A 20,803-nucleotide genomic window follows, 5' to 3' on the forward strand; every position below is an offset into this window, starting at 1 on the left:
TAACCAAAAAACGCTTTGCCCCACCACTCGGTGCCTCGCCTAGGCTCGGCATGCCCGCACTCCGGCCCGATTCCGCGGGCCGCCGCGACGGGCCATCCATGGCCCGGCGCGGCTAAATCGGCATCCTTGCCGATTTACCCGCTCCACCGTGCCTACTTGCGGCCATCGTGGTTGACGGGGCTCGCAGATCAAAATCAAAAGCAAAAGCACGGCGGCCTGAAAGCCGACCTGAGTGTTAAAAGCCAGATCAAAAACCAGAGCGAAAACAGATCTGCTTTTCTGTGGGAGCTGGCTTGCCTGCGATGCAGACACCTCGGTGTATCAGGTACACCCAGTTGATGCCATCGCAGGCAAGCCAGCTCCCACATTTGACCGTGCCCGCTTTAGCTTTTGATTTTGCTCTTCAACACTCAAGCCGGCCGGTAGGCCGCTGTGCTTTTGCTTTTGATCTTGATTTTGATCTTAGGCGCCCCGTTAAACCACGCTGGCCGAACGCAGGCTTTGGAGCGTGGGTAACCTGGCAGGACGCCAGGTTAGCCGTCCTGGGCCAGGGATGGCCCATGACGGCGGCCCACGGTCCAAAGCCGGAGTGAGGGCACACCGAGCCTAGGCGAGGTGCCGAGTGGTGGGGCAAGAGCGTTTTGCTTACTTTTGCGCTGTTCAAAAGTGAGCCGCTGTAAGAGCGGAACCATAAGTGGCCGTTACCTAAATAACGGATATACACCCAACCCCTGCGGGCTACTTCAAATTCCCACTCAAAAACTGCTGCAACCGCTCGCTCTTCGGATTACCCAGCACATCCTCCGGCGACCCCTGTTCCTCCACCAACCCCTTGTGCAAAAACAGCACCTGGCTCGACACCTTGCGCGCAAAGCTCATCTCATGGGTCACCATGATCATCGTCCGGCCTTCCTCAGCCAAACCCTGGATCACCTTCAACACCTCACCCACCAACTCCGGGTCCAGCGCCGAAGTCGGCTCGTCAAACAGCATCACCTCTGGCTCCATCGCCAGCGCCCGGGCAATCGCCACCCGCTGTTGCTGGCCACCCGACAAAAACGCCGGATATTGACCGGCCACCCGCGCCGGCAACCCAACCTTGTCCAGATACCGGCGAGCGCGATCCTCGGCGTCCTTCTTGCTGCAACCCAGCACCCGGCGCGGCGCCATGGTGATGTTCTCCAGCACACTCATGTGGCTCCACAGATTGAAATGCTGAAACACCATCGCCAACCGCGTACGCAGGCGCTGCAACTCAGCATCATCCGCCACGCGCATCCCATGGCGGTCGCTGACCATGCGAATCTGCTGCCCATCCAGCGTCATGGCGCCGTCATTCGGCTGTTCAAGAAAATTGATACACCGCAAAAAGGTACTCTTGCCCGAGCCACTGGCGCCGATCAAGCTGATCACATCACCGGTCCTGGCCTTGAGCGAGACACCTTTGAGCACCTCATTGTCGCCATAGCTTTTATGCAGGCCTTCAACGGTCAATTTGTACATGGGGCGTGCATCCTCAAGGCGAAAGTAGGTAGCCGCTGCGATAGGCTTCAGTGCCGGCGACATGGGCAATGACCATCCCGGCAGTGGCCATGCGCCGCAGCGAACGAGCGTAAAGCAGCCCGGCATTGCGGCAATGCACTGGCGTTACGCGGTCGGAAATGGGGTCGATGATTTCGGCGATCAGTTGCCCGGCGTCCACGTATTCCCCAGGCAGCGCGCTGAATACCAGCAAGCCGCCCACGGGTGTGGCCACCGGCTCGACGCCCGCCAGCGGTGTGGCGGGGTAGGGCAATTCCGGCAGCGATGCCGGCTCGCCGCTGATTGCGCCGAAGTGAATCAGGTAATCGATGATCGCCTGGCAGTCGAGGCTGGCCAGGCCGTGGTTGACGTCGCCCTGGCCGCGCAACTCGACGGTCACCGAAAAGCTGCCCATCGGGATCGGGAAGTGCTCGCCAAACCGTTGCTGCAATTGCCACCACACCAGCGTGAAGCATTCATCGAATGACTGCCCGCCGGAGTCGGTGGCCAACAGGCTGGCTTCCGAACCGATATAGCGCGCCAGCGGCTCCACCCGGGGCCACGCTTCGGGGGTGGTGTACAGGTGCGCCACGGCTTCGAAGTCGCAGTGCAGGTCCAGCACCATGTCGGCATCACACGCCAGGCGTTGCAGCACCAGGCGTTGGGATTCCAGTTGTGTGACGGGCGTTTGCGCCGCCAGGGCCATGGTCAGCGCATCGCGGATCAGTTCGACGTTGTGCGCAGGATCATCTCCCAGCAGGCCTTCGACTTGATTGCCAACCTCGTCGGACAGGTCGACAAACAGGCGGTTGAAGTTCTGCCCGCTTTCCAGCTCGTAGCGGCCCAGGGGGATGTCCATCAACACCTGTTCCAGGCCGGTCGGGTTGGCGATCGGCACCAGCACGATCTCGCTGCGCAGGCGGCCGGCCGCAGCCAGCTCCGCCAGGCGCGCCTTCAAGTGCCAGGCCACCAGCATGCCCGGCAATTCGTCGGCGTGCAGTGACGACTGGATGTAGACCTTGCCTTCGGCCTGCTCCGGCCCGAAGTGGAAACTGTGGATTTGTCGCTCCGTGCCCGGCACCGGCGCCACAAGTGGATGAATCTGATGACGCATGAAGGCTCCTTAGTGGCTGGGGCCGAGAAAGGCCAGCCAGCGACGCTCCGCCAGACGAAACAGACCGACCAGGGCAAAGGTCACGGTCAGGTAGATCAGCGCAGCGATACCGAATGATTGAAAGGTCATGTAGGTGGCCGAGTTGGCGTCCCGGGCGACTTTCAGGATATCCGGGATGGTCGCGGTGAAGGCCACCGTCGTCGAGTGCAGCATCAGGATCACTTCATTACTGTAGTACGGCAGCGAGCGGCGCAGGGCCGACGGCATGATCACGTAGGCATACAGCTTCCAGCCGCTGAGGCCGTAGGCTTTCGCCGCTTCGACTTCGCCGTGGGCCATGCTGCGGATCGCCCCGGCAAAAATCTCCGTGGTGTAGGCGCAGGTGTTGAGGGCGAAGGCGAGAATCGTGCAGTTCATCGCATCACGAAAGAACGCGTCCAGCACCGGCTGCGCGCGAACCGCCGCGATGCTGTAGATCCCGGTGTAGCAAATCAGCAACTGGATATACAGCGGCGTGCCGCGAAACAGGTAGGTGTAGAACTGCACCGGCCAGCGCACCCAGCGATTGCGCGACACCCGCGCAATGGACAGCGGGATCGATACCAGGAAGCCGATGAAGATCGACGCGCTGAGCAGCCACATCGTCATGGCCAGCCCGGTGATGTGCTGGCCGTCGCTATAAAGGAAGGGGCGCCAGTATTGCTGGATAAGTTCGATCATCGCACTGCCTCCCGGGAGCCTGCGGAGTAGCGCCGTTCGAGGCGGCGCAGGACGAAGTTGGACGCGCTGGTGATCAACAGGTAGATAAACGCGGCGATCACCAGGAAATAGAACAGCTGATAAGTACTCTTGCCGGCATCCTGCGCGGCCTTGACCAGGTCGGCCAGGCCGATGATCGACACCAGGGCGGTGGCCTTGAGCATCACGCACCAGTTGTTGTTAATGCCCGGCAGGGCGAAGCGCATCATCTGCGGGAAGGTCACGAAGCGAAACCGCTGGCCACGCGTGAGCCCGTAGGCCGTGGCGGCCTCCAATTGGCCACGGGGCACGGCGAGGATCGCGCCGCGAAAGGTCTCGGTGAAATACGCACCGTAGATAAAGCCCAGGGTGATCACCCCGGCGCTGAATGGGTCGATCTCGATGTAGTCCCATTCCATAAAGTCGGTAAAGCTGGTCAGCCAGATTTGCAGGCTGTAGAAAATCAGCAGCATCAGCACCAGGTCGGGCACGCCGCGAATCAGGGTGGTGTAGATCTGCGCGGGAATCCGCAGGAACGGCAGGCTGGACAGTTTGGCAGTAGCCCCGAGCAGGCCCAGCAACACGCTGACGGCCAGGGAGAACACCGACAACTTGACGGTCATCCAGGTGCCTTGCAGCAACAGCGGGCCGAAACCCTTCAAGCTGAAGGCACTGAGCCCCAGGGTTTGCAAAAGATCTTCGAACATAAATCAGGACCTATGGCGATAAAAAAGCGCCCCTCCAGAGGAAGGGCGCCCCAGGCATTATTTGCCGCTGTACAGGTTCAGATCGCCAAAGTGTTTCTTCTGGATGGTGGCGTAGGTGCCATCATCGTGTAACGCTTTGATACCTTTATCCAACAAGGCCTTGAGGTCTTTGTTACCTTTTTTGATACCGACCGCAGTTTTGGACGGCAGCAGTGGATCGTCGATGGCCTTGCTGACTTCGTAGTCAGCACCGGCTGGCGACTTCAAAAAGCCCAGTTCGGCTTGCAGCATGTCCTGCACGGAAGCGTCCAGGCGGCCGGAAGTCAGGTCGGCGTACACCTGGTCCTGGTTGGCGTAGGCCTTGGTGGTGACACCGGCCTTGTCCAGTACGGCCTTGGCGTAGGCTTCCTGGATGGTGCCTTGCTCGTAGCCCACGGTTTTACCCTTCAGGGACTCAGGCGTGGAGAAGTTTGCGCCCTTTTTGAACACCAGCGAGGTTGGGCCGGAGAACAGCTCGTTGGAGAAGTCGATCGCCTTTTCACGGGCTTCGGTCACGGTCATCGAGGAAATCACGCCGTCAAACTTGTTGGCGTTGAGGCCTGGAATCATGCCGTCGAAATCACTTTCGACCCACTTGCACTTGACCTTCAGCTCGGCACAGATGGCATTGCCCAGGTCGATATCGAAGCCCACCAGGCTGCCGTCAGCGGCTTTAGACTCAAACGGCGCGTAGGACGGATCGACACCAAAACGCAATTCCTTGTATTCCTTGGCCAGCGCGGAACCGGCGGCCATGCACAGAGCCAGTGCAGAAAGGGTCAGCAATGCTTTTTTCATTATGTAATCCCTGGAAACCAAGATAAGCGCTTGTGGCGCGGTTAGGACTGTTACTGAACGGTGTCAGACCGGACTCAAGTAGCAATTTCTGCACCATAGTTCCGAATGGTCGTTTTAAAAGGTGAGATTAAGGAGTTGTGCCAGTAGGAAATGCCCGAAAATGGGCATTGATCAATCTATGCATTATTTTGGGGCGTGTGAGGTTTTCAAATGTGGGAGCGGGCTTGCTCGCGAATGCGGTGGATCAGTCGGTACATGTATTGACTGACACACCGCCTTCGCGAGCAAGCCCGCTCCCACATTGATCGGTGGCGTTCGTGAGAGGCGTGTCAGGCCAGTAAATCCTGCAGGGTCGCCAGGTTGTCGGCTTCCTCGACGGCCTTGTCCTGGCGCCAGCGCAACATCCTCGGGAAACGCACCGCAATTCCGCTCTTGTGCCGCTTGGACAGGGCAATCCCTTCAAAACCCAGTTCAAACACCATGCTCGGCGTGACGCTGCTGACCGGGCCGAATTTCTCCACGGTGGTCTTGCGTACGATGGCGTCGACCTTGCGCATTTCTTCATCGGTCAGCCCCGAATACGCCTTGGCGAACGGCACCAACGTACGCTCAGTACCGGGCGGGCCGTCCCACACCGCAAAGGTGTAGTCGCTGTACAGGCTGGCGCGCCGGCCATGGCCGCGCTGGGCATAGATCAGCACGGCATCGACACTGAACGGGTCGACTTTCCACTTCCACCACACGCCCATGTCCTTGGTCCGGCCCACGCCGTAGAGCCCGTCCCGGGCCTTGAGCATCATGCCTTCCACGCCCAGGCTGCGAGACGCCTCACGCTGCTCTGCCAAGTCTTGCCAGCTATCGCCGATCAGCACTGGCGACGTGCGCAATATTGGCTGGTCGCAGTCGCTGACCACCAGCTCCAGTTGCGCCCGGCGTTCGGCCTGGGTGTGGTTGCGCCAGTCTTCGCCGTGGTGTTCCAGCAGGTCATAAGCCAGCACGGCGACCGGCGCGTCTTCGAGGATTTTCTTGCCCAGGGTCTTGCGGCCAATGCGCTGTTGCAGCAGGGCGAAGGGTTGCACCGAGTCCTTCCACACCACGATTTCGCCGTCGATCACCGTGCCATCGGGCAGGCTGTTTTCCAGGTCATGAAGCTCCGGAAAGCGCTCGGTGACCAGTTCTTCGCCCCGAGACCAGATCCACAAGCGGCCTTCGCGCTTGACCAGTTGTGCGCGGATACCGTCCCACTTCCATTCCACTTGCCAGTCAGCAGGGGAGCCGAGCAAGGCATCGAACTGCTCCACCGGCTGGGCCAGGCCATGGGCCAGGAAAAACGGATAAGGCTGCCCGCCACGCTGGGCGTGTTCGTCGGACGATTCGGCGGCAATCAGCTTCAAGTAGCCTTCGGCCGTCGGACGGTTCGACAGGTCGGTGTAGCCCACCAGCCGCTGGGCCACGCGTTTGCTGTCCAGCCCGGCCATGGCGGCCAGGGCGCGGGTGACCAGCAACTTCGACACACCGACCCGGAAGCTGCCGGTGATCAGCTTGATGCAGAGCATCAGGCTCGGCTGATCCAGCTGTGCCCACAACGCGGGCAGGCGTTCTGCCAGTTCTTCTGGCGGCAGGCCACGCAAGGGCAGGAGTTTTTCTTCCAGCCACACGGCCAGACCATCGTCCGAGGTGTGGGGCGATTCAGGTAACAGCAGGGAAATGGTTTCCGCCAGGTCGCCTACCGACTGATAACTTTCTTCGAACAGCCACGGCTCAATGCTCGCGGCTTCGGTGGCCATGTCCCGCAGCAACCCGGTGGGTACCAGTTGTCGGGGCCGGCCGCCGGATAAAAAGTACACCGCCCACGCAGCATCTTCCGCGGGCGCCTGTAGGAAATAAGCCTGCAAGGCGGCGAGCTTGGCGTTGCTGGAGGTGGTGGCGTCGAGGTTGGCGTACAGCTCGGCGAAGGCTTTCATGACGTGGCCTCCTCTTCGTCATCGCCGTATTCGGTGGTGAATCCCTGGGCATCCAGGCCCTTTTCCCGCAGGTGCCTGACCAATACGCCCACAGAACCGTGGGTGACCATTACCCGCTCGGCACCGGTTTGCTCAATGGCCCATAATAGTCCGGGCCAATCGGCGTGGTCCGAGAGCACAAAGCCGCGATCCACGCCGCGCCGACGCCGGGTTCCGCGCAGGCGCATCCAGCCGCTGGCGAAGGCGTCACTGTAGTCGCCGAAGCGGCGCATCCAGGTGCTGCCACCGGCGGAGGGCGGGGCGATGATCAGGGCCTGGCGCAATAAAGGGTCGGTCTTTTTGAAGTCGCCGGCGTAGAGGGTTTCAGGGATATAGATGCCAGCTTCGCGGTACACCCGGTTCAAGGGTTCGACCGCGCCATGGCTGAGGATCGGGCCGATGCTGGCGTCGATGCCGTGGAGAATCCGCTGGGCTTTGCCGAAGGAATAACAGAACAACACGCTGGCCTTGCCGGCGGCGATATTGGCCTGCCACCAGTCGTTGATCCCGGCAAAAATCTGCGCCTGGGGCTGCCAGCGGTAGATCGGCAGGCCGAAGGTCGATTCGGTGATAAACGTATGGCAGCGCACCGGTTCGAACGGCGCGCAGGTGCCGTCGGGCTCGACTTTATAGTCGCCGGAGGCGACCCAGACTTCACCCTGGTATTCCAGGCGCACCTGGGCGGAGCCGAGGACATGGCCGGCGGGGTGGAAACTCAAGGTGACGCCGTGGTGGCGCAGGCTTTCGCCGTAGGCCAGGGTTTGCAGGTTGATGTCCTGGCCGAGGCGCGAGCGCAGGATACCTTCGCCGGGGGCGGCGGCCAGGTAGTGTTGGTTGCCGGTGCGGGCGTGGTCGCCGTGGGCGTGGGTGATGACCGAACGTTCCACCGGGCGCCAGGGGTCGATGTAGAAATCCCCGGCGGGGCAGTAGAGGCCTTCGGGCCGGGCGATAACAAGGTCCATGGGCGTGCCGTGGAGGTGGGCTTGTTAATTATGAGGCGGGGGCGGGTGGAGAAGTTCTATCGGAATGCATGCAATCAAATGTGGGAGCTGGCTTGCTCGCGAATGCGGTGTGTCAGTCAATAGATCTGGTGACTGATCCGCCGCTTTCGCGAGCAAGCCCGCTCCCACATTTTGATCCGGTTGAGTCTGGGAAACCGGGTTACTTGCCCGGCACCAGCGTCAACCGCGTCTTCCCGTACACCCCGTCAAAGTTCTGTGGCTGCATCGGGAAGCTCAGGTATTGCGCCTTCAGCCACGGGTCGATGCCATTGGCATAGTTCGGGCTGGCCGGGTTGCCGGATTGGCCGATGCCGCTTTGGCCCATCATCGGTTCCGCCAGGCCGAAGTCGACAATCATCCGCAGCGCCGGCACCTGGGTCGTGTCGAAACTCTGGCCCCAGCTATACGGTGCGCTGTTCAGCGTGTTGTGATCGCCGCCCGCGGCCAGTGGGCCGCGAATGGCCTGGCCGCTGGTGTTCTTCCAAGTGTAGCTGTGCAGTTTGCCCCACTGCCAGGCCTTGTGATCGGCGCCCAGCGCGCTGTCGCCTGCGGTGATCGCGGCGGCCAGGCTACGGGCGAGGATCGCCGGCTTGTCGGTTTTCTGCCCGGTGCGGGCGTCATTCCAGAACGGGCTGTCTTCGCGCCCCAGCAGGTGGTCGGCCACCGCCGAGTACGACAGGTTGGCGTTACCGATAAAGGCTTTCCAGGTGGCGCTGTTTTCCGGACCGAGTTCGTCGAGGAAAATCTGCTTGGCGCTTTCCTGCAGGAACAACTCATAAATCGCCGCGTCGGCGGAGGTGGATGCCAGCCGACCGTCGAAGGCCATCAGGCGGCCCAGTGCTTCCCGCGCCTTGGCCTGGTCTGCCACCGGCAATCCATCGATCGCCTGTTTCAGCGGCTGGGCCATGCCCGGCGCCTGGAACATGCTCTTGAGCTTGGCGGCGAACGTGGTGGTCTGGTCGTACTGCATGGCAATCATGCTGCGGCTGTCATGCTTGCCGCTGCCGGCCAGTTGCGCGATACGTTCGGCGCGTTCCGGCGCGGCCCACGAGTTGGACAGTTGCATGCCGTAGCCACGGGGAATGGTGCGCTGGTTGGCCGTGCCGATCCAACCCTGGGCCGGGTCCTGATCGTAGGGGTGCAGCATCGCATCGGCGTAGCCATCCCAGTCGAAACGCCCGTCCCAGCCCGGCGATGGCACCAGGCCTTCGCCTTCACGGCGGTTGGGGAACCGCCCGGTCACTTGCCAGCCAATGCTGCTGGCGTCGGCGAAGACCATGTTCAAGGCAATTGCGCGAATTTCCCGGGTGGCGTCAGACGCTTTACCGGCGGTTTGCGCACGGGACAGGTCGAAGAACGCGTCCAGGCTCTTGTCGTCCTTGAAATCGGCGGTTTGCAACGCCAGGCCGTAGCCGCTGGTCAGCGACTGGGCACTGTTGAGCAGCGGCCCGTGGCGGGTTTCGTACACCGCTTCGCGAATCGGCCGCTGGCCCTTGGCGAAGTAGGTTTCATTGCGCACGATGGCGGGCAGCCATTTGCCGTTGTTTTCGTAGTACAGCGCGTTGCCCTGGCGCTTGACCTTCTCCAGGAATACGTCCTGGGTGTCACCCGAGACCTGGCTCATGCTCCAGGCCACCTTGCCGTTGAAGCCGGAAAGCAGGGTTGGCAAACCGGCGATGGACACACCGGCGGCCTGGTATTTCGGCGAGCGGATCTGCACGTAGTTCCACAGCGACGGGGCCTGCATCGAGGTCGACAGGTCATTGGCCAGCAGGCTCTTGTTGCTGCGGCTGCGCTGCGGGCCGATCGCCCAGTTGCTGGAGCTGGACGTGCCCAGGGTGTTGAGGGTGCCGAGGTGCTCGCTGAGGCTGGTCAGCGCAGCGAGGCCCGGGATCTGGCCCAGGTTGATGCCCTTGAGCTTGTCGGACTCGGCCACTGGCAGCGGTTCATCCGGGTAGCTCGGGGTCAGCCAGGCGAGTTTGTCGGCACCGACTTTTTGCGCGAGCACCAATGACGACAGCTCTTCCTGCAAGTTGGTCGATTCGCTGAAATTCAGCAGGCAGAACAGCAGCGCCGAATCTTCCGGCTTCCAGTATTCAGGCTTGTAGCCAGTCTGGGCCAGGTCTGGCGGCAGCTTGTCGCGGTAGCGGAACAGGTAGGCGTTGACCCCGCGCGCATACACCTCAAAGAAGCGCTTGAGGCGCGGCGACGAGGCGTTATAAAGCTCGCCGGCGCTTTTGCGCAGGTTGACCGCCCGCATGAAACGGTCGACATCCAGCACATCCGGCCCGGACATTTCCGCCAGGCGGCCCTGGGCCAGCAGGCGCAGGGCGACCATCTGGGTGATGCGGTCGCTGGCGTGCACGTAGCCCAGGGTGAACAGCGCATCGTGGAAGGTGCTGCTTTCAATCAGCGGGATGCCCTGGCTGTTGCGGCGCACCGAAACGTTCTGCGCCAGGCCCTTGATCGGCTGTACGCCGGAAACCGGAGGCAGGGTGTCTTGGGTGCTCTGTAACTGGCAACCGGCCAGGCCCAAGGCACTGGCAATTGCCGCGGCAACGCCGAACCGGGGAAGAAAGTGTGAGAGGGCTGGCGAGGCCATGGCAAAGCTCCTGCGGGGGGTAGCGTCAGTAAAGGCGCTACGTTAGTGAGCGCGGCGAAACGACGCAAGCGGGAGGCGATGCTTATTTCAGGATTTGCGTAAGGTTTCCAGTCGGGCACAAATCAGTGTGGGAGCAGGCTTGCTCGCGAATGCGGTGTATCAGCTAAAAGAGTTGTGGCTGATCCACCGCATTCGCGAGCAAGCCCGCTCCCACATTTTGATCCCGTTGACCTTCAGGATTTTGGCGGATTGACCTTCTGCACCAGCTCATAGGCACGCACCGTCGCCGGGCGTTGCTTGATGTGGTTGAACCAGCGTTCTACATGTGGGAAGTCTTCCAGCTTCTGGCTCTGCCACTTGTGGGAAACGATCCACGGGTAGATCGCCATGTCGGCAATGCTGTATTCCTCGCCGGCCACGAACGTGCGGTCGGCCAGGCGCCGGTCCAGCACGCCATACAGGCGGGCGGTCTCATCCACATAGCGTTTGATCGCGTAGGGAATCTTTTCCGGGGCGAACTGGCTGAAGTGGTGATTTTGGCCGGCCATCGGCCCCAGGCCACCCATTTGCCAGAACAGCCATTGCAGCGCTTCCTGACGACCACGCAGGTCCTGGGGAATGAACTTGCCGGTTTTTTCCGCGAGGTACAGCAGGATCGCACCGGATTCGAACAGGGAAATCGGCGCGCCGCCGTCGGTCGGGTTCTGATCGACGATGGCCGGGATGCGGTTATTGGGGGCGATCTTCAGGAAGTCGGGCTTGAACTGATCGCCCTGGCCGATGTTGATCGGGTGTACCTCGTAAGGCAGGCCGGCTTCTTCCAGGAACAACGACACTTTGTGACCGTTGGGGGTGGTCCAGTAATACAGGTCGATCATGAAGCTCTCCAAGGGTGGTGATGCTTGAGCGAATGCCTGTAGGTATAGGTGATGTTAGGGTGACGAAAATTCAATGAAACATTTGGGTCTATCGATATGGAAATTCGTGCGGGCGCAGCGTTGATTCTGATTGACCAGCAAAAAGGCATTCACCATCCCAGGCTGGGACGGCGCAATAATCCGCACGCCGAGGCGCGCATGCAGGCGTTGCTGGCGCATTGGCGGCGCGAAGGCTGGCCGGTGATTCATGTGCAGCATCTGTCTCATTCGCCGGAATCGGTGTTCTGGCCGCAGCAGTCGGGGGTGGAGTTTCAGGATGCATTTATTCCGCAGGCGGGTGAGCAGTTGATCCAGAAACGGGTGCCGGACGCATTTTGTGGGACGGGGCTGGAAGCGAGGTTGCATGAGGCCGGGCTTCGGCAAGTGGTGCTGGTGGGCGTGGCCACCCATAACTCGGTGGAGGCCACGGCCCGCAGTGCCGGCAACCTGGGGTTTGAGACGTGGGTTATCGAAGATGCCTGCTACACCTTCGACAAGGCGGACTTTTTCGGGCAGATGCATTCGGCGCAGGCGGTACATGCCATGTCGTTGGGCAACCTGCACGGCGAGTACGCCACAGTGATTTCCTCCAAACAGTTGCTGGAGTGACCGTTGTGGCGAGGGAGCTTGCTCCCGCTGGACCAGGCTGGAGCTCCAGTGCGAAGCGCTCCCGAGTGCCTCACCTCAGTCCGCCTGAAGACGCGCGTGCACAGATTTTGGGGCTGCTACGCAGCCCAACGGGAGCAAGCTCCCTCGCCACAGAGGATCTAAGCCACCGCGCCGTCCACCAACACCTGCAACGTTTGTTGTGAGCATCGCTCGATGCGTACCCGCACACCATAGACTTCGGCAAACAGCGCCGTATCCAGCACGTCATCCGCCGCGCCACTGGCGTACAGCCGGCCCTGGCGCAGCACCGCGATATGGTCGGCATAGCGCGCCGCGAGGTTGATGTCGTGCAGCACCACCACGGCGATCAGGTTGTGTTCCCGCACCAGGTCGCGCACGCAATCCATGACCTTCAACTGGTAGTTCAAGTCCAGCGCACTGGTGGGTTCATCCAGCAGCATCACCTGTGGCCGGCGCGCAATCAGTTGCGCCAGGCTGACCAGTTGCCGCTGGCCGCCGGATAATGTGCTCAATAGCTGATCCGCCAGATGAGCGATGCCAATCCTTTGCAACGCATCAAAGGCCTCGCGCATGCACGCGTCGCTTGAAAGCGCAATGCCCTCGACGTTCGCCACCCGCAGCGCCGCGATCACGCTTTCCATCACACTCAGGCTCAAGCCCGGCGGAAGGTTTTGCGGCATATAGGTCACACGCCGGGCGCGGTCACCGACGGACATTTTCGTCAGGTCCAGGTCACCCAATCTGACAACGCCCTGCATCTTTTCCAGCCCCGCCACCGCCCGCAGCAACGTCGACTTGCCCGCACCGTTCGGCCCGATCAACGCGGTCAGGCTGCCGTGGGCCAAGGTTGGCAAACTCAGGTCATGCACAATCTGGCGCCGGCCATAGCTGACCTGGGCGTTCTGAATCGACAGCCCGCTGCTCATAACTGCCTCCCGCGCTTGAACACCAGCAACACGAAAATCGGCACGCCCACCAGCGCGGTGACGATACCCACGGGTACGATCACCCCGGGCATGATCAGCTTGCTGGCGATGGATGACAGCGACAACAGTAACGCGCCGACAAGCGCGCTGGCCGGCAGCAGGAAGCGCTGGTCTTCACCCACCAGAATCCGCGCGATGTGCGGACCCACCAGGCCGATAAATCCGATGGTTCCCACAAACGCCACGGCGGTGGCCGACAGCAGGCTGATACGCAACAACGAGAAAAACCGCAGGCGCTTCACATCGACACCGAAGCTTTGCGCGCGGTCTTCGCCCATGCGCAACAGGGTCAGGCGTGGCGCGGCCGCGAAGGAAAAGGGCATGACCACGGCGACCACCAACGCGAGGATGCCGAGCTTGTCCCAGTTGGCCCGGGTCACGCTGCCCAGGGTCCAGAACACCAGTTGTTGCAGCACATCTTCGGTGGCGACCAGTTGCAACAGGGCGACCACCGCGTTGCAACTGAACACCAGGGCAATCCCGAACAGCACCAGGCTTTCCACCCCGGCACCGCGCAGGCGCGACATGGCTTGCAGCAAAAAGACCGAGGCGGCGGCAAACACAAAGGCCGAAATGGAAATCGCCGTATTGGCCGACACCCACAGCGTCGTCACCGGAAACACAATCACCAGGGACGCGCCCAACGCCGCCGCCGAGGAAACCCCCAGGGTGAATGGACTGGCGAGCGGGTTGTTAAGGATCGCCTGCATCTCGGCGCCCGCCAGCGACAGCGCGCAACCGACCAACACCGCCATCAAGGCGTAGGGCAGGCGCACGTTCCAGATGATCACCTGGTCGGTGGCGCTCAGGTGGGCCGGGTGCAGCAAGCCATCGAGCAGGGCGCCAAGGCCCATGCCCGACGGGCCGCTGGCCAGGTCCACGAGGATCGCGCACATCAGCGCGCCACCCAGCAGGGCCAGCAGCCAGCAACGACGCGCGAGCAGGCGGCGATAGCCTTGGCTGGCGGTGGCGAGGTCGAGGGTTTGAGTGGTCATTGGATTCGCAGCCTTGAAAACGACGAAAATCCCTGCCGGTACACGGTCAGTGTGGGAGCTGGCTTGCCTGCGATGGCGATGGTGAATCCAACACCGCTATCGCAGGCAAGCCAGCTCCCACAGGAACCGTGTACAGGCAGGGAATGGGTTGTGAGCCTTAGTTACTTGGCCTTGCCATCAATCCAGTAAGCACCCTGCAGCGGCATGCCGAGGAACTGTTGGTTCATCGCTTCCATGGTCGCCTTGGGATCCAGCTTGGCGAACAATTCCGGATGCACCCACTTGGCCAGCGCTTCAATCGCCAGCAGGTTGTACGGCGAGTTGTAGAAGTCATGCCACAGACCGTGGGGATTGCCCTCACGAATCGCCCGAAGGTTCACAAACTCAGGGCGGGCCAGCACGGCGTCAAACGCGGCACGCGCGTCTTCGTTGCTCACGCCAGCACCCAGAATCAACCCGGGCTTGTGATTGCCGGTGGCCACATACACATCCGGGTCAGCTTTCAGCGCGTACTCGACACTGATATCTCCCAGCGCCCCCGGCACCACGTCGGCGGCGATGTTGCGCCCGCCCACCAGCTTGATCACTTCACCCATGCCGCTCTTGCCAGTGGTGTGCCCCGGTGCCTGCCAGGCGCCCGCCAGCAATTCCAGGAACACGCTCGGGCGCGGCCCGGCCGGCAAGGTGGCGACGGCGTCGGTGATCACCTTGATGTGCTGGTCATAAAAGTCGAGGAACGCCTTGGCCTGGGTTTCCCGGCCCAGGGCCTGACCCAGGGCGGTCATGCTGGCGTGGGTGCCTTGCACCGGGTTGATGCGGAAGTCGACGAACAACACTGCAATGCCCGCCTTGGCCAACACGTCCGCCACCGGGCTGTGTTCAGTCGGGCCATGGCCGGAAATGCTGAACACCGCCAGGTCCGGTTTCAGCGAAAGAATTTCCTCGGCGCTGACGCTTTGCTCCGACGCCTGGCCAATCAGCGGAATGTCTTTTACCGTCGGAAATTTCGCCACGTAGGCGTTATAGGTGTGGGCGTCCAACAGTTTCAAGTCATTCTGCCAGCCGACAATCCGTTGGAATGGCGCGTCCTTGTCCAGCAAGGCAAAGGCCGAAATCAGCCGGCCTTCGCCGAGCACCACGCGCTGCACGTGGTCTGGCACCTCGACCTTGCGGCCCAGCACGTCGGTGACTTCATGGGCGGCGGCGGTTTCGGCGTGGCCGAGGATCAGCACGGCAAACAGCGCGCCCAGCTTGAGGAAGTTGCGGGGTTTCAGCATGGCGAGAACTCCAGGTGAAGGCGGCGCATCAGACATCGCTCCAGCGCCGCAAAAGGTTGTGATAGGCGCCGCTCAGTTGCAGCAACGCGTGGTCGTCGGCGTGTTGCGCGGTGAGGCGTTGAATCGCCACGTCCATGTCCAGCAGCAGTTGGCGCTGGCTGTCTTCGCGCACCAGGCTTTCGATCCAGAAGAAACTGGCGATGCGCTCGCCGCGGGTGACCGGGTTGATCTTGTGCAAACTGCTGCCGGGATAAATCAGCAGGTGCCCGGCGGGCAGCTTCACCGCGTGTTCGCCGAAGGTGTCGCGGATCACCAGTTCGCCGCCGTCGTAGCTGGCCAGATCAGCCAGGAACAAGGTGGCGGAGATGTCGGTGCGCACCCGTTCGCGCACGCCCTTGAGGCCGCGAATCGCATTGTCGATATGCCAGTCGAAGGCCTCGCCGCCGCTGTAGCGGTTGAACAGCGGCGGGTAGATTTTCTTCGGCAGGGCGGCGGACATGAACAGCGCGTTGTCCGACAGCCGCGACAGAATCTGCTCACCCAGGCGAATCGCTACCGGCGCGTCTTCCGACAGCTGCCGGTTGTTTTTCGCCCTGGCCGAGCGTTGCCCGGCGGTGACCTTGCCGTCGACCCACGGTTGATCGAGCAGGGTGGCGACGGCCACCTCGACTTCTTCGGCACTCAACAGGCCGGGGATTTCGATCAGCACGGCTTAAAACTCATAGTCGACACTGGCGGTGAGCGTGCGCCCGGCGCCCGGAATGCCGTAGAGCTGGAAGCCGTCCAGGGACGCGCCGATCTGGCTGTAGTAGAACTTGTTAAACACGTTGTTCAGGTTGAGATTGACCGTGGTTTGCCTGGTCACTTTGTATTGCGCAGCCACGTTGTTGAGCCAGTAGCCGGGGGCCTTTTCGTGGTCGCGGGTGTAGATCGCGTACACGCCGGACGGGCCGGTGGCGTAGCTGCTGTTGTTGTTCAGGCCGCCGACGTATTTGTTGTCGCTGTAGCGGCGGCGTCCTACGTATTGCGCGCCGTAACTCAGGCTCAGGTCGTCGGTGACGGCGTAGGTGGTCCACAGGTTGGCGGTCAGGTCGGGAACGTTCTTGGCTTCCTCGCCTTTGTTGGCCCCTTTGGTCTGGGTGCTTTTCAGCGCGGAGAACCCGCTGTACACCGTCCAGCGCGGGCTGATATTGCCTTGCAGGCCCAGTTCCACACCGTCTACGCGCTTGGCGGGGAGGGCGCGTACCGGAGCGCTTTCGCCGTCCTGGTATTCCCAGGAGTTGTCCAGTTCGGTGCGGAAGATCGCGGCGGTGACGTTCAGCAGGTCGTGGGCAATGTCCCACTTGGTGCCGATCTCGTAGGTCTTCGACTTGGCCGGGGTGTAGTTGCTGGTGCTCGCGGCGCCGTAGATCTGGTTGTTGGTCGACGCGCCCAGGGCTGACGGTTGTGCCGCTTCGCTGTAGGACACGTAGATGCTGCCGTTAGGCAACGGCTTGTACACCGCGCCGACCCGGCCGCTCACGGCACCGTCGGTGCTGTCGATGGACGCTTGGCCACGCTGGGTGGTTTTGGCCTGCCAGTTGTCGTAGCGCAGGGAGCCGAGCACTTGCCACTGTTCATTCAGGGTGATGGTGTCACCCAGGTAGATGCCGGCGTTGTCGATCACTGAGCGTGGCTGGCCTTCACCCTTGGTCACTTCGCTGCTGGCGAAGCTGTGGTTCGGGTCGTTCATGTCGAAGAACAGGTCGCCGGCTGGCACTTCGGCGTTGCGTTTCAGGCCGCCGTAGGTCTCGTGATAGAACTCGAGCCCGCTGACCACCGCGTGTTCCAGCCCGCCGGTATTGAGCTTGAAGGCGAAGTCGGTCTGGTTGTCGAGGATGGTGTAGCGCGTCGACTGGCCGAAGTCGCTCCCTCGCAAAATACCGTAGGCGGTGTTACCGCTGTTGGCGTATCCCGGGTACGCATTTACCGTGCTGCCGGGCACTTGGCTGATCGGTCCTACGCCGGTGTAGCCCAAGGTCGCACAGCGCGTGCCGGTGCAGGTTTTCTGGCCATTGCCGTTGGCGGCGAAGAAGCGCGCGGGCGAGAGCACCGCGAAGTTGTCGGTGCGTTCCCACTTGGTCTGGTTCTTCAGGGTCGCTTCGTTCCAGTCGAAATCATGCTCGAAGCGGGTGGTCAGCGAAGTGGTTTTGGTCTGCTGGGTGTACAGGTGCGAGTCGCCATACCAGTTGGAGCGCTTGACTCCCGGCATGCGGTCGCCGTCGGTGCCGCGCTGGATCGGCACACCGCCGTCCGGCGTGTTGTCGTCCTTCTGGTAGAAGGTGTCGATAAACAGGCGGGTGTCGGTGCCCAGGCCGAAGCCGAGGGAGGTCGCGATGCCCCAGCGGTCGTAGTCCACGTCGTCACGCTCGGCCACCTGGTTGTAGTGCTTCATCAGGTTGATGCGCAGGGCGGTGGTGTCATTCAGTTGTTGGTTGAAATCGCCGGTGAGGCGGCGGTAGCTGTCGGTGCCGATGCCGGCCGAGAGTTTGTTGGCATCCCCCAGATGCGCCTCTTTACTCACCAGGTTGACGCTGCCGCCTACCGCGGAAACGCCGGATTCGATCGAGCCGGTGCCCTTGAACACTTCTGCCTGTTGCAGGTTGAAGGTGTCGGTGCGGGTCGATTGGCCGGCATCGCGCACACCGTCGACGGTCAGGCTCTGCTCCGAGGAAAACCCGCGAATCGAAAACAGGTCGCCCCAGCCCAGGTTGCCTTCGCCGGACATGAAGGTGATGCCCGGCACGTTGCGCAACACTTCCTGCAAGGTCTGCGCGTTTTGCTCCTTGAGCACTTGCTGCGGGACGATGGTTACGCTTTGCGGGGCATCAAGCAGCGGCTGGCTGATTTTTGCCGAGGTCACCCGGTCGACTTTAAAGGCGGAAGTGGCTTCACCGTCGATCTTGATTTCCGGCAGGCTCAGCACTGAATCATTCGACGCCGCCACCGGCGCATCGGCCCAGGCGGTGGGAGAAACGCTGCCGGCGGCAAGCAGGCCGAACATCGGCGCAAGGGTAGATTGCAGCGACAGGGCGCGAGGGGTAGGCAATGGCATTCGGAGTGACCTAGGCTAAATTACAATTAATCTCATTTAGATTCGGTAGTCTAAAGACCGATACCGGCCGCCATGCCGTGGCTTTGTAATGTGGATGAGTGATTACCGCTTCCCACAACATTCCATTACATTTGCGCGTACTCCTGGCTGAAGTTTCGGCTATCTCCTGCCTTTTGAGTTTCGGACGAATTGCCCCATGGCCAAGCAAGACCACCTGCTGATCGTTGATGACGACCCGCAAATCCGCCAATTGCTGTGCGACTACCTGAGTGACGCCGGCTTCCAGGTGTCCACCGCCGGCGACGGCAAGGAAATGCGCCGCCGCCTGGCGCTGAATGTCATCGACCTGATCGTCCTCGACCTGATGTTGCCCGGCGAAGACGGCCTGAGTTTGTGCCGCGAATTGCGCGTCAGCTCCAACACGCCGGTGATCATGCTCACCGCCAAGGGCACGCTGATCGACCGGATCGTCGGCCTGGAAATCGGCGCCGACGATTACCTGCCCAAGCCGTTCGACCCGCGGGAGTTGCTGGTGCGGATCAAGGTGGTGCTGCGCCGGGTGCAGAGTTTTCCGGACCGGGCGCGGCTCGATGAAGCACCGAGCATCAGCTTTGCCGGCTGGCAGCTGGACACCCGGGCCCGCCAATTGCTTTCGCCGGAAGGCGTGGTGGTCAGCCTCGGCAACTCCGATTACCGGGTGTTGCGCCTGTTGTTGCAGCATCCCAACCGGCCGCTGAGCCGCGACTTTTTGCTCAACCACGTGTTCGACAAAGACAGCACGCCGTTCGACCGCTCGATTGATGTGTGCGTCAGCCGACTGCGCTCGCAGTTGCCGGCCGGGTTGATCAAGACCGTGCGCAACGAGGGTTACATGCTCACCGCCGACGACGTGGCGCTGCAATCGTGAAACTGCTGCCGCGTTCGCTGTTCGGCCGGCTGGTGCTGATCCTGGTCAGCGGCATGCTCGCGGCCCAGGCCCTGACCAGCAGCATCTGGTACGACATGCGCCACGGCCAGGTGCTGGAAATCCCCAGCCGGCTGATCGCCACGCGGCTGGCGGACGTGGTGCGGCTGGTACACAGCGATCCGGCGCAGGCGGATGTGCTGATCAAGCTGCTCGATACGCCGCGCTTTCGCCTGACCCTGAGTGTCCAGGCCAGTGATGTGACAAGCAGCATCAGCGACAGCGACCAGGCCACCGAGCGCTTGCTGAATAAAGTGCTCTCGGAGAAAACCGGCTACACCCAGAACCTGCATCTGTTGAGCCTCAAGTTGCTGGATGCCGAGGGCCAGCATGCCGGGCTGTCGACTCTGCTCAGCTCCAGGCCTGTGGTGGGGCAATTCCTGATTGACCTGCGTTTGCCGGACGGGCGCTGGCTGCAGGTGCAGGCCACCGAGGAACAAGGCTGGACCAGTACTTCGCCGATGGACTTGCTGTTCGATTACGTGATGCGCATTTATCTGCTGCGGGTATTGGTGCTAGTGATCATTGCCCTGGTGGCGGTGCGCCTGGCCATTCGCCCGCTCAACGCCCTGGCCAAGGCTGCCGAAGCCTTGGGCCGGGACATCCAGCGGCCACCGCTGGCCCTCGATGGGCCCACCGAAGTGCGCCGTGCCGCCCAGGCGTTCAACGCCATGCAGCAGCGGCTGATCGCCAATATCGCCGAGCGCACGCGTTTCCTGGCGGCGATTTCCCACGACCTGCGCTCGCCCATTACGCGCCTGCGGTTACGTACGGAAATGCTCGACGACAACCGCACCAAGGAACGTTTTCGCAGCGACTTGGAAGAAATGGAGCACATGGTTTCCAGCACCCTGGACTTCGTCAGCAGCGGCGAAATCAACGAGAAGCGCCAGAACATCGACATCAACGCCTTGCTGCAAAGCTTGCAGGCGGACCTGCAGGACGTGGGCGAGACGGTGACGATAGAAGGGCGGGCCAAACAGCCATTGCCGGGGTATGCCCGCAGTCTCAAGCGTTGCGTGCAGAACCTGCTGGAGAACGCGGTGCGTTATGGCTCCGAGGTGGTGGTGCGGGTAGAAGACAAGGCGGACAGTTTGAAGATTGTCATCAGCGACCGTGGGCCGGGGATTCCCCAGGAGCAACTGGAACAGGTGATGGAGCCGTTTTACCGGGTGGAAGGCTCACGCAATGTGGAAACCGGTGGTTACGGGCTGGGGTTGAGTATCGCGCATACGATCGCCAGTGCCCATGACGGTCGGTTGAGCTTGAGCAATCGGGAGGGTGGGGGGTTGGAGGTGGTGGTGTTGTTTCAACGCAAATCGCAGCCTTGAAATGCAGACTAAATGTGGGAGCGGGCTTGCTCGCGAAAGCGGTGTATCAGTAACAGAGAGGTTGACTGACACTGCGCTTTCGCGAG

17 protein-coding genes are annotated in these 20,803 nt (G+C 61.8%); 3 read left to right on the forward strand and 14 right to left on the reverse strand.

Annotation, left to right across the window (positions count from 1 at the left end):
* Positions 1–738 precede the first annotated feature (738 nt).
* The 9 genes from V6607_RS06435 to V6607_RS06475 form a co-directional block, all read right to left on the reverse strand.
* The gene (locus tag V6607_RS06435; protein WP_102606227.1) at positions 739–1,503 is read right to left on the reverse strand and encodes an ATP-binding cassette domain-containing protein; all 765 of its coding nucleotides are present in this window, start codon (positions 1,501–1,503) and stop codon (positions 739–741) included.
* Positions 1,504–1,516: 13 nt separating this feature from the next.
* Positions 1,517–2,635 (reverse strand): succinylglutamate desuccinylase/aspartoacylase family protein, encoded by a 1,119-nt coding sequence (locus V6607_RS06440; RefSeq protein WP_134325836.1) that lies wholly within the window; start codon positions 2,633–2,635, stop codon positions 1,517–1,519.
* 9 nt (positions 2,636–2,644) lie between these two features.
* Positions 2,645–3,355, reverse strand: coding sequence for an ABC transporter permease (locus V6607_RS06445; RefSeq protein WP_003209532.1), 711 nt, complete (start codon positions 3,353–3,355; stop codon positions 2,645–2,647).
* Positions 3,352–4,080 (reverse strand): ABC transporter permease, encoded by a 729-nt coding sequence (locus tag V6607_RS06450; RefSeq protein ID WP_134325837.1) that lies wholly within the window; start codon positions 4,078–4,080, stop codon positions 3,352–3,354. Before V6607_RS06450 ends, V6607_RS06445 begins: the two co-directional genes overlap by 4 nt.
* Positions 4,081–4,137: 57 nt before the next feature.
* On the reverse strand, positions 4,138–4,917 hold the full coding sequence (locus tag V6607_RS06455) for a transporter substrate-binding domain-containing protein (protein WP_134325838.1): 780 nt from the start codon (positions 4,915–4,917) through the stop codon (positions 4,138–4,140).
* A 329-nt stretch (positions 4,918–5,246) separates the two neighbouring features.
* Positions 5,247–6,881: an ATP-dependent DNA ligase gene (locus tag V6607_RS06460; protein ID WP_134325839.1), complete on the reverse strand. Its 1,635-nt coding sequence runs from the start codon at positions 6,879–6,881 to the stop codon at positions 5,247–5,249.
* The gene (locus V6607_RS06465; protein ID WP_003213671.1) at positions 6,878–7,882 is read right to left on the reverse strand and encodes a ligase-associated DNA damage response exonuclease; all 1,005 of its coding nucleotides are present in this window, start codon (positions 7,880–7,882) and stop codon (positions 6,878–6,880) included. The genes V6607_RS06460 and V6607_RS06465 overlap by 4 nt, the downstream gene beginning before the upstream one ends.
* Before the next feature lie 199 nt (positions 7,883–8,081).
* Positions 8,082–10,523: a penicillin acylase family protein gene (locus V6607_RS06470; protein ID WP_134325840.1), complete on the reverse strand. Its 2,442-nt coding sequence runs from the start codon at positions 10,521–10,523 to the stop codon at positions 8,082–8,084.
* Between the two features lie 233 nt (positions 10,524–10,756).
* The gene (locus tag V6607_RS06475) at positions 10,757–11,401 is read right to left on the reverse strand and encodes a glutathione binding-like protein (RefSeq protein ID WP_003213676.1); all 645 of its coding nucleotides are present in this window, start codon (positions 11,399–11,401) and stop codon (positions 10,757–10,759) included.
* A 96-nt stretch (positions 11,402–11,497) separates the two neighbouring features.
* On the opposite strand from V6607_RS06475, the gene V6607_RS06480 reads away from it, so the two are divergent.
* Positions 11,498–12,049, forward strand: coding sequence for a cysteine hydrolase family protein (locus V6607_RS06480; protein ID WP_134325841.1), 552 nt, complete (start codon positions 11,498–11,500; stop codon positions 12,047–12,049).
* Positions 12,050–12,207: 158 nt separating this feature from the next.
* On the opposite strand, the gene V6607_RS06485 is transcribed toward V6607_RS06480, so the two are convergent.
* From V6607_RS06485 to V6607_RS06505, 5 genes are all read right to left on the reverse strand, one after another.
* Positions 12,208–12,996: an ABC transporter ATP-binding protein gene (locus tag V6607_RS06485; RefSeq protein ID WP_134325842.1), complete on the reverse strand. Its 789-nt coding sequence runs from the start codon at positions 12,994–12,996 to the stop codon at positions 12,208–12,210.
* Positions 12,993–14,051 (reverse strand): iron ABC transporter permease, encoded by a 1,059-nt coding sequence (locus V6607_RS06490; protein ID WP_134325843.1) that lies wholly within the window; start codon positions 14,049–14,051, stop codon positions 12,993–12,995. Before V6607_RS06490 ends, V6607_RS06485 begins: the two co-directional genes overlap by 4 nt.
* Before the next feature lie 161 nt (positions 14,052–14,212).
* The gene (locus V6607_RS06495) at positions 14,213–15,328 is read right to left on the reverse strand and encodes an ABC transporter substrate-binding protein (protein ID WP_134325844.1); all 1,116 of its coding nucleotides are present in this window, start codon (positions 15,326–15,328) and stop codon (positions 14,213–14,215) included.
* A gap of 28 nt (positions 15,329–15,356) precedes the next feature.
* Positions 15,357–16,037: a Fe2+-dependent dioxygenase gene (locus tag V6607_RS06500; protein WP_134325845.1), complete on the reverse strand. Its 681-nt coding sequence runs from the start codon at positions 16,035–16,037 to the stop codon at positions 15,357–15,359.
* A 3-nt stretch (positions 16,038–16,040) separates the two neighbouring features.
* Positions 16,041–18,422 carry a TonB-dependent siderophore receptor gene (locus V6607_RS06505; protein WP_003213690.1) on the reverse strand — a complete coding sequence of 794 codons (2,382 nt, stop codon included), beginning with the start codon at positions 18,420–18,422 and terminating at the stop codon, positions 16,041–16,043.
* Between the two features lie 196 nt (positions 18,423–18,618).
* Here V6607_RS06505 and V6607_RS06510 point away from each other — a divergent pair, with 196 nt between their 5' ends.
* Both V6607_RS06510 and V6607_RS06515 read left to right on the forward strand, forming a co-directional pair.
* Positions 18,619–19,329 (forward strand): response regulator, encoded by a 711-nt coding sequence (locus tag V6607_RS06510; protein WP_003213692.1) that lies wholly within the window; start codon positions 18,619–18,621, stop codon positions 19,327–19,329.
* Positions 19,326–20,717, forward strand: coding sequence for an ATP-binding protein (locus tag V6607_RS06515; protein WP_134325846.1), 1,392 nt, complete (start codon positions 19,326–19,328; stop codon positions 20,715–20,717). The genes V6607_RS06510 and V6607_RS06515 overlap by 4 nt, the downstream gene beginning before the upstream one ends.
* Positions 20,718–20,803: the final 86 nt, after the last annotated feature.

Source organism: Pseudomonas sp. KK18 (genome assembly GCF_037094675.1).
GTDB lineage: Bacteria > Pseudomonadota > Gammaproteobacteria > Pseudomonadales > Pseudomonadaceae > Aquipseudomonas.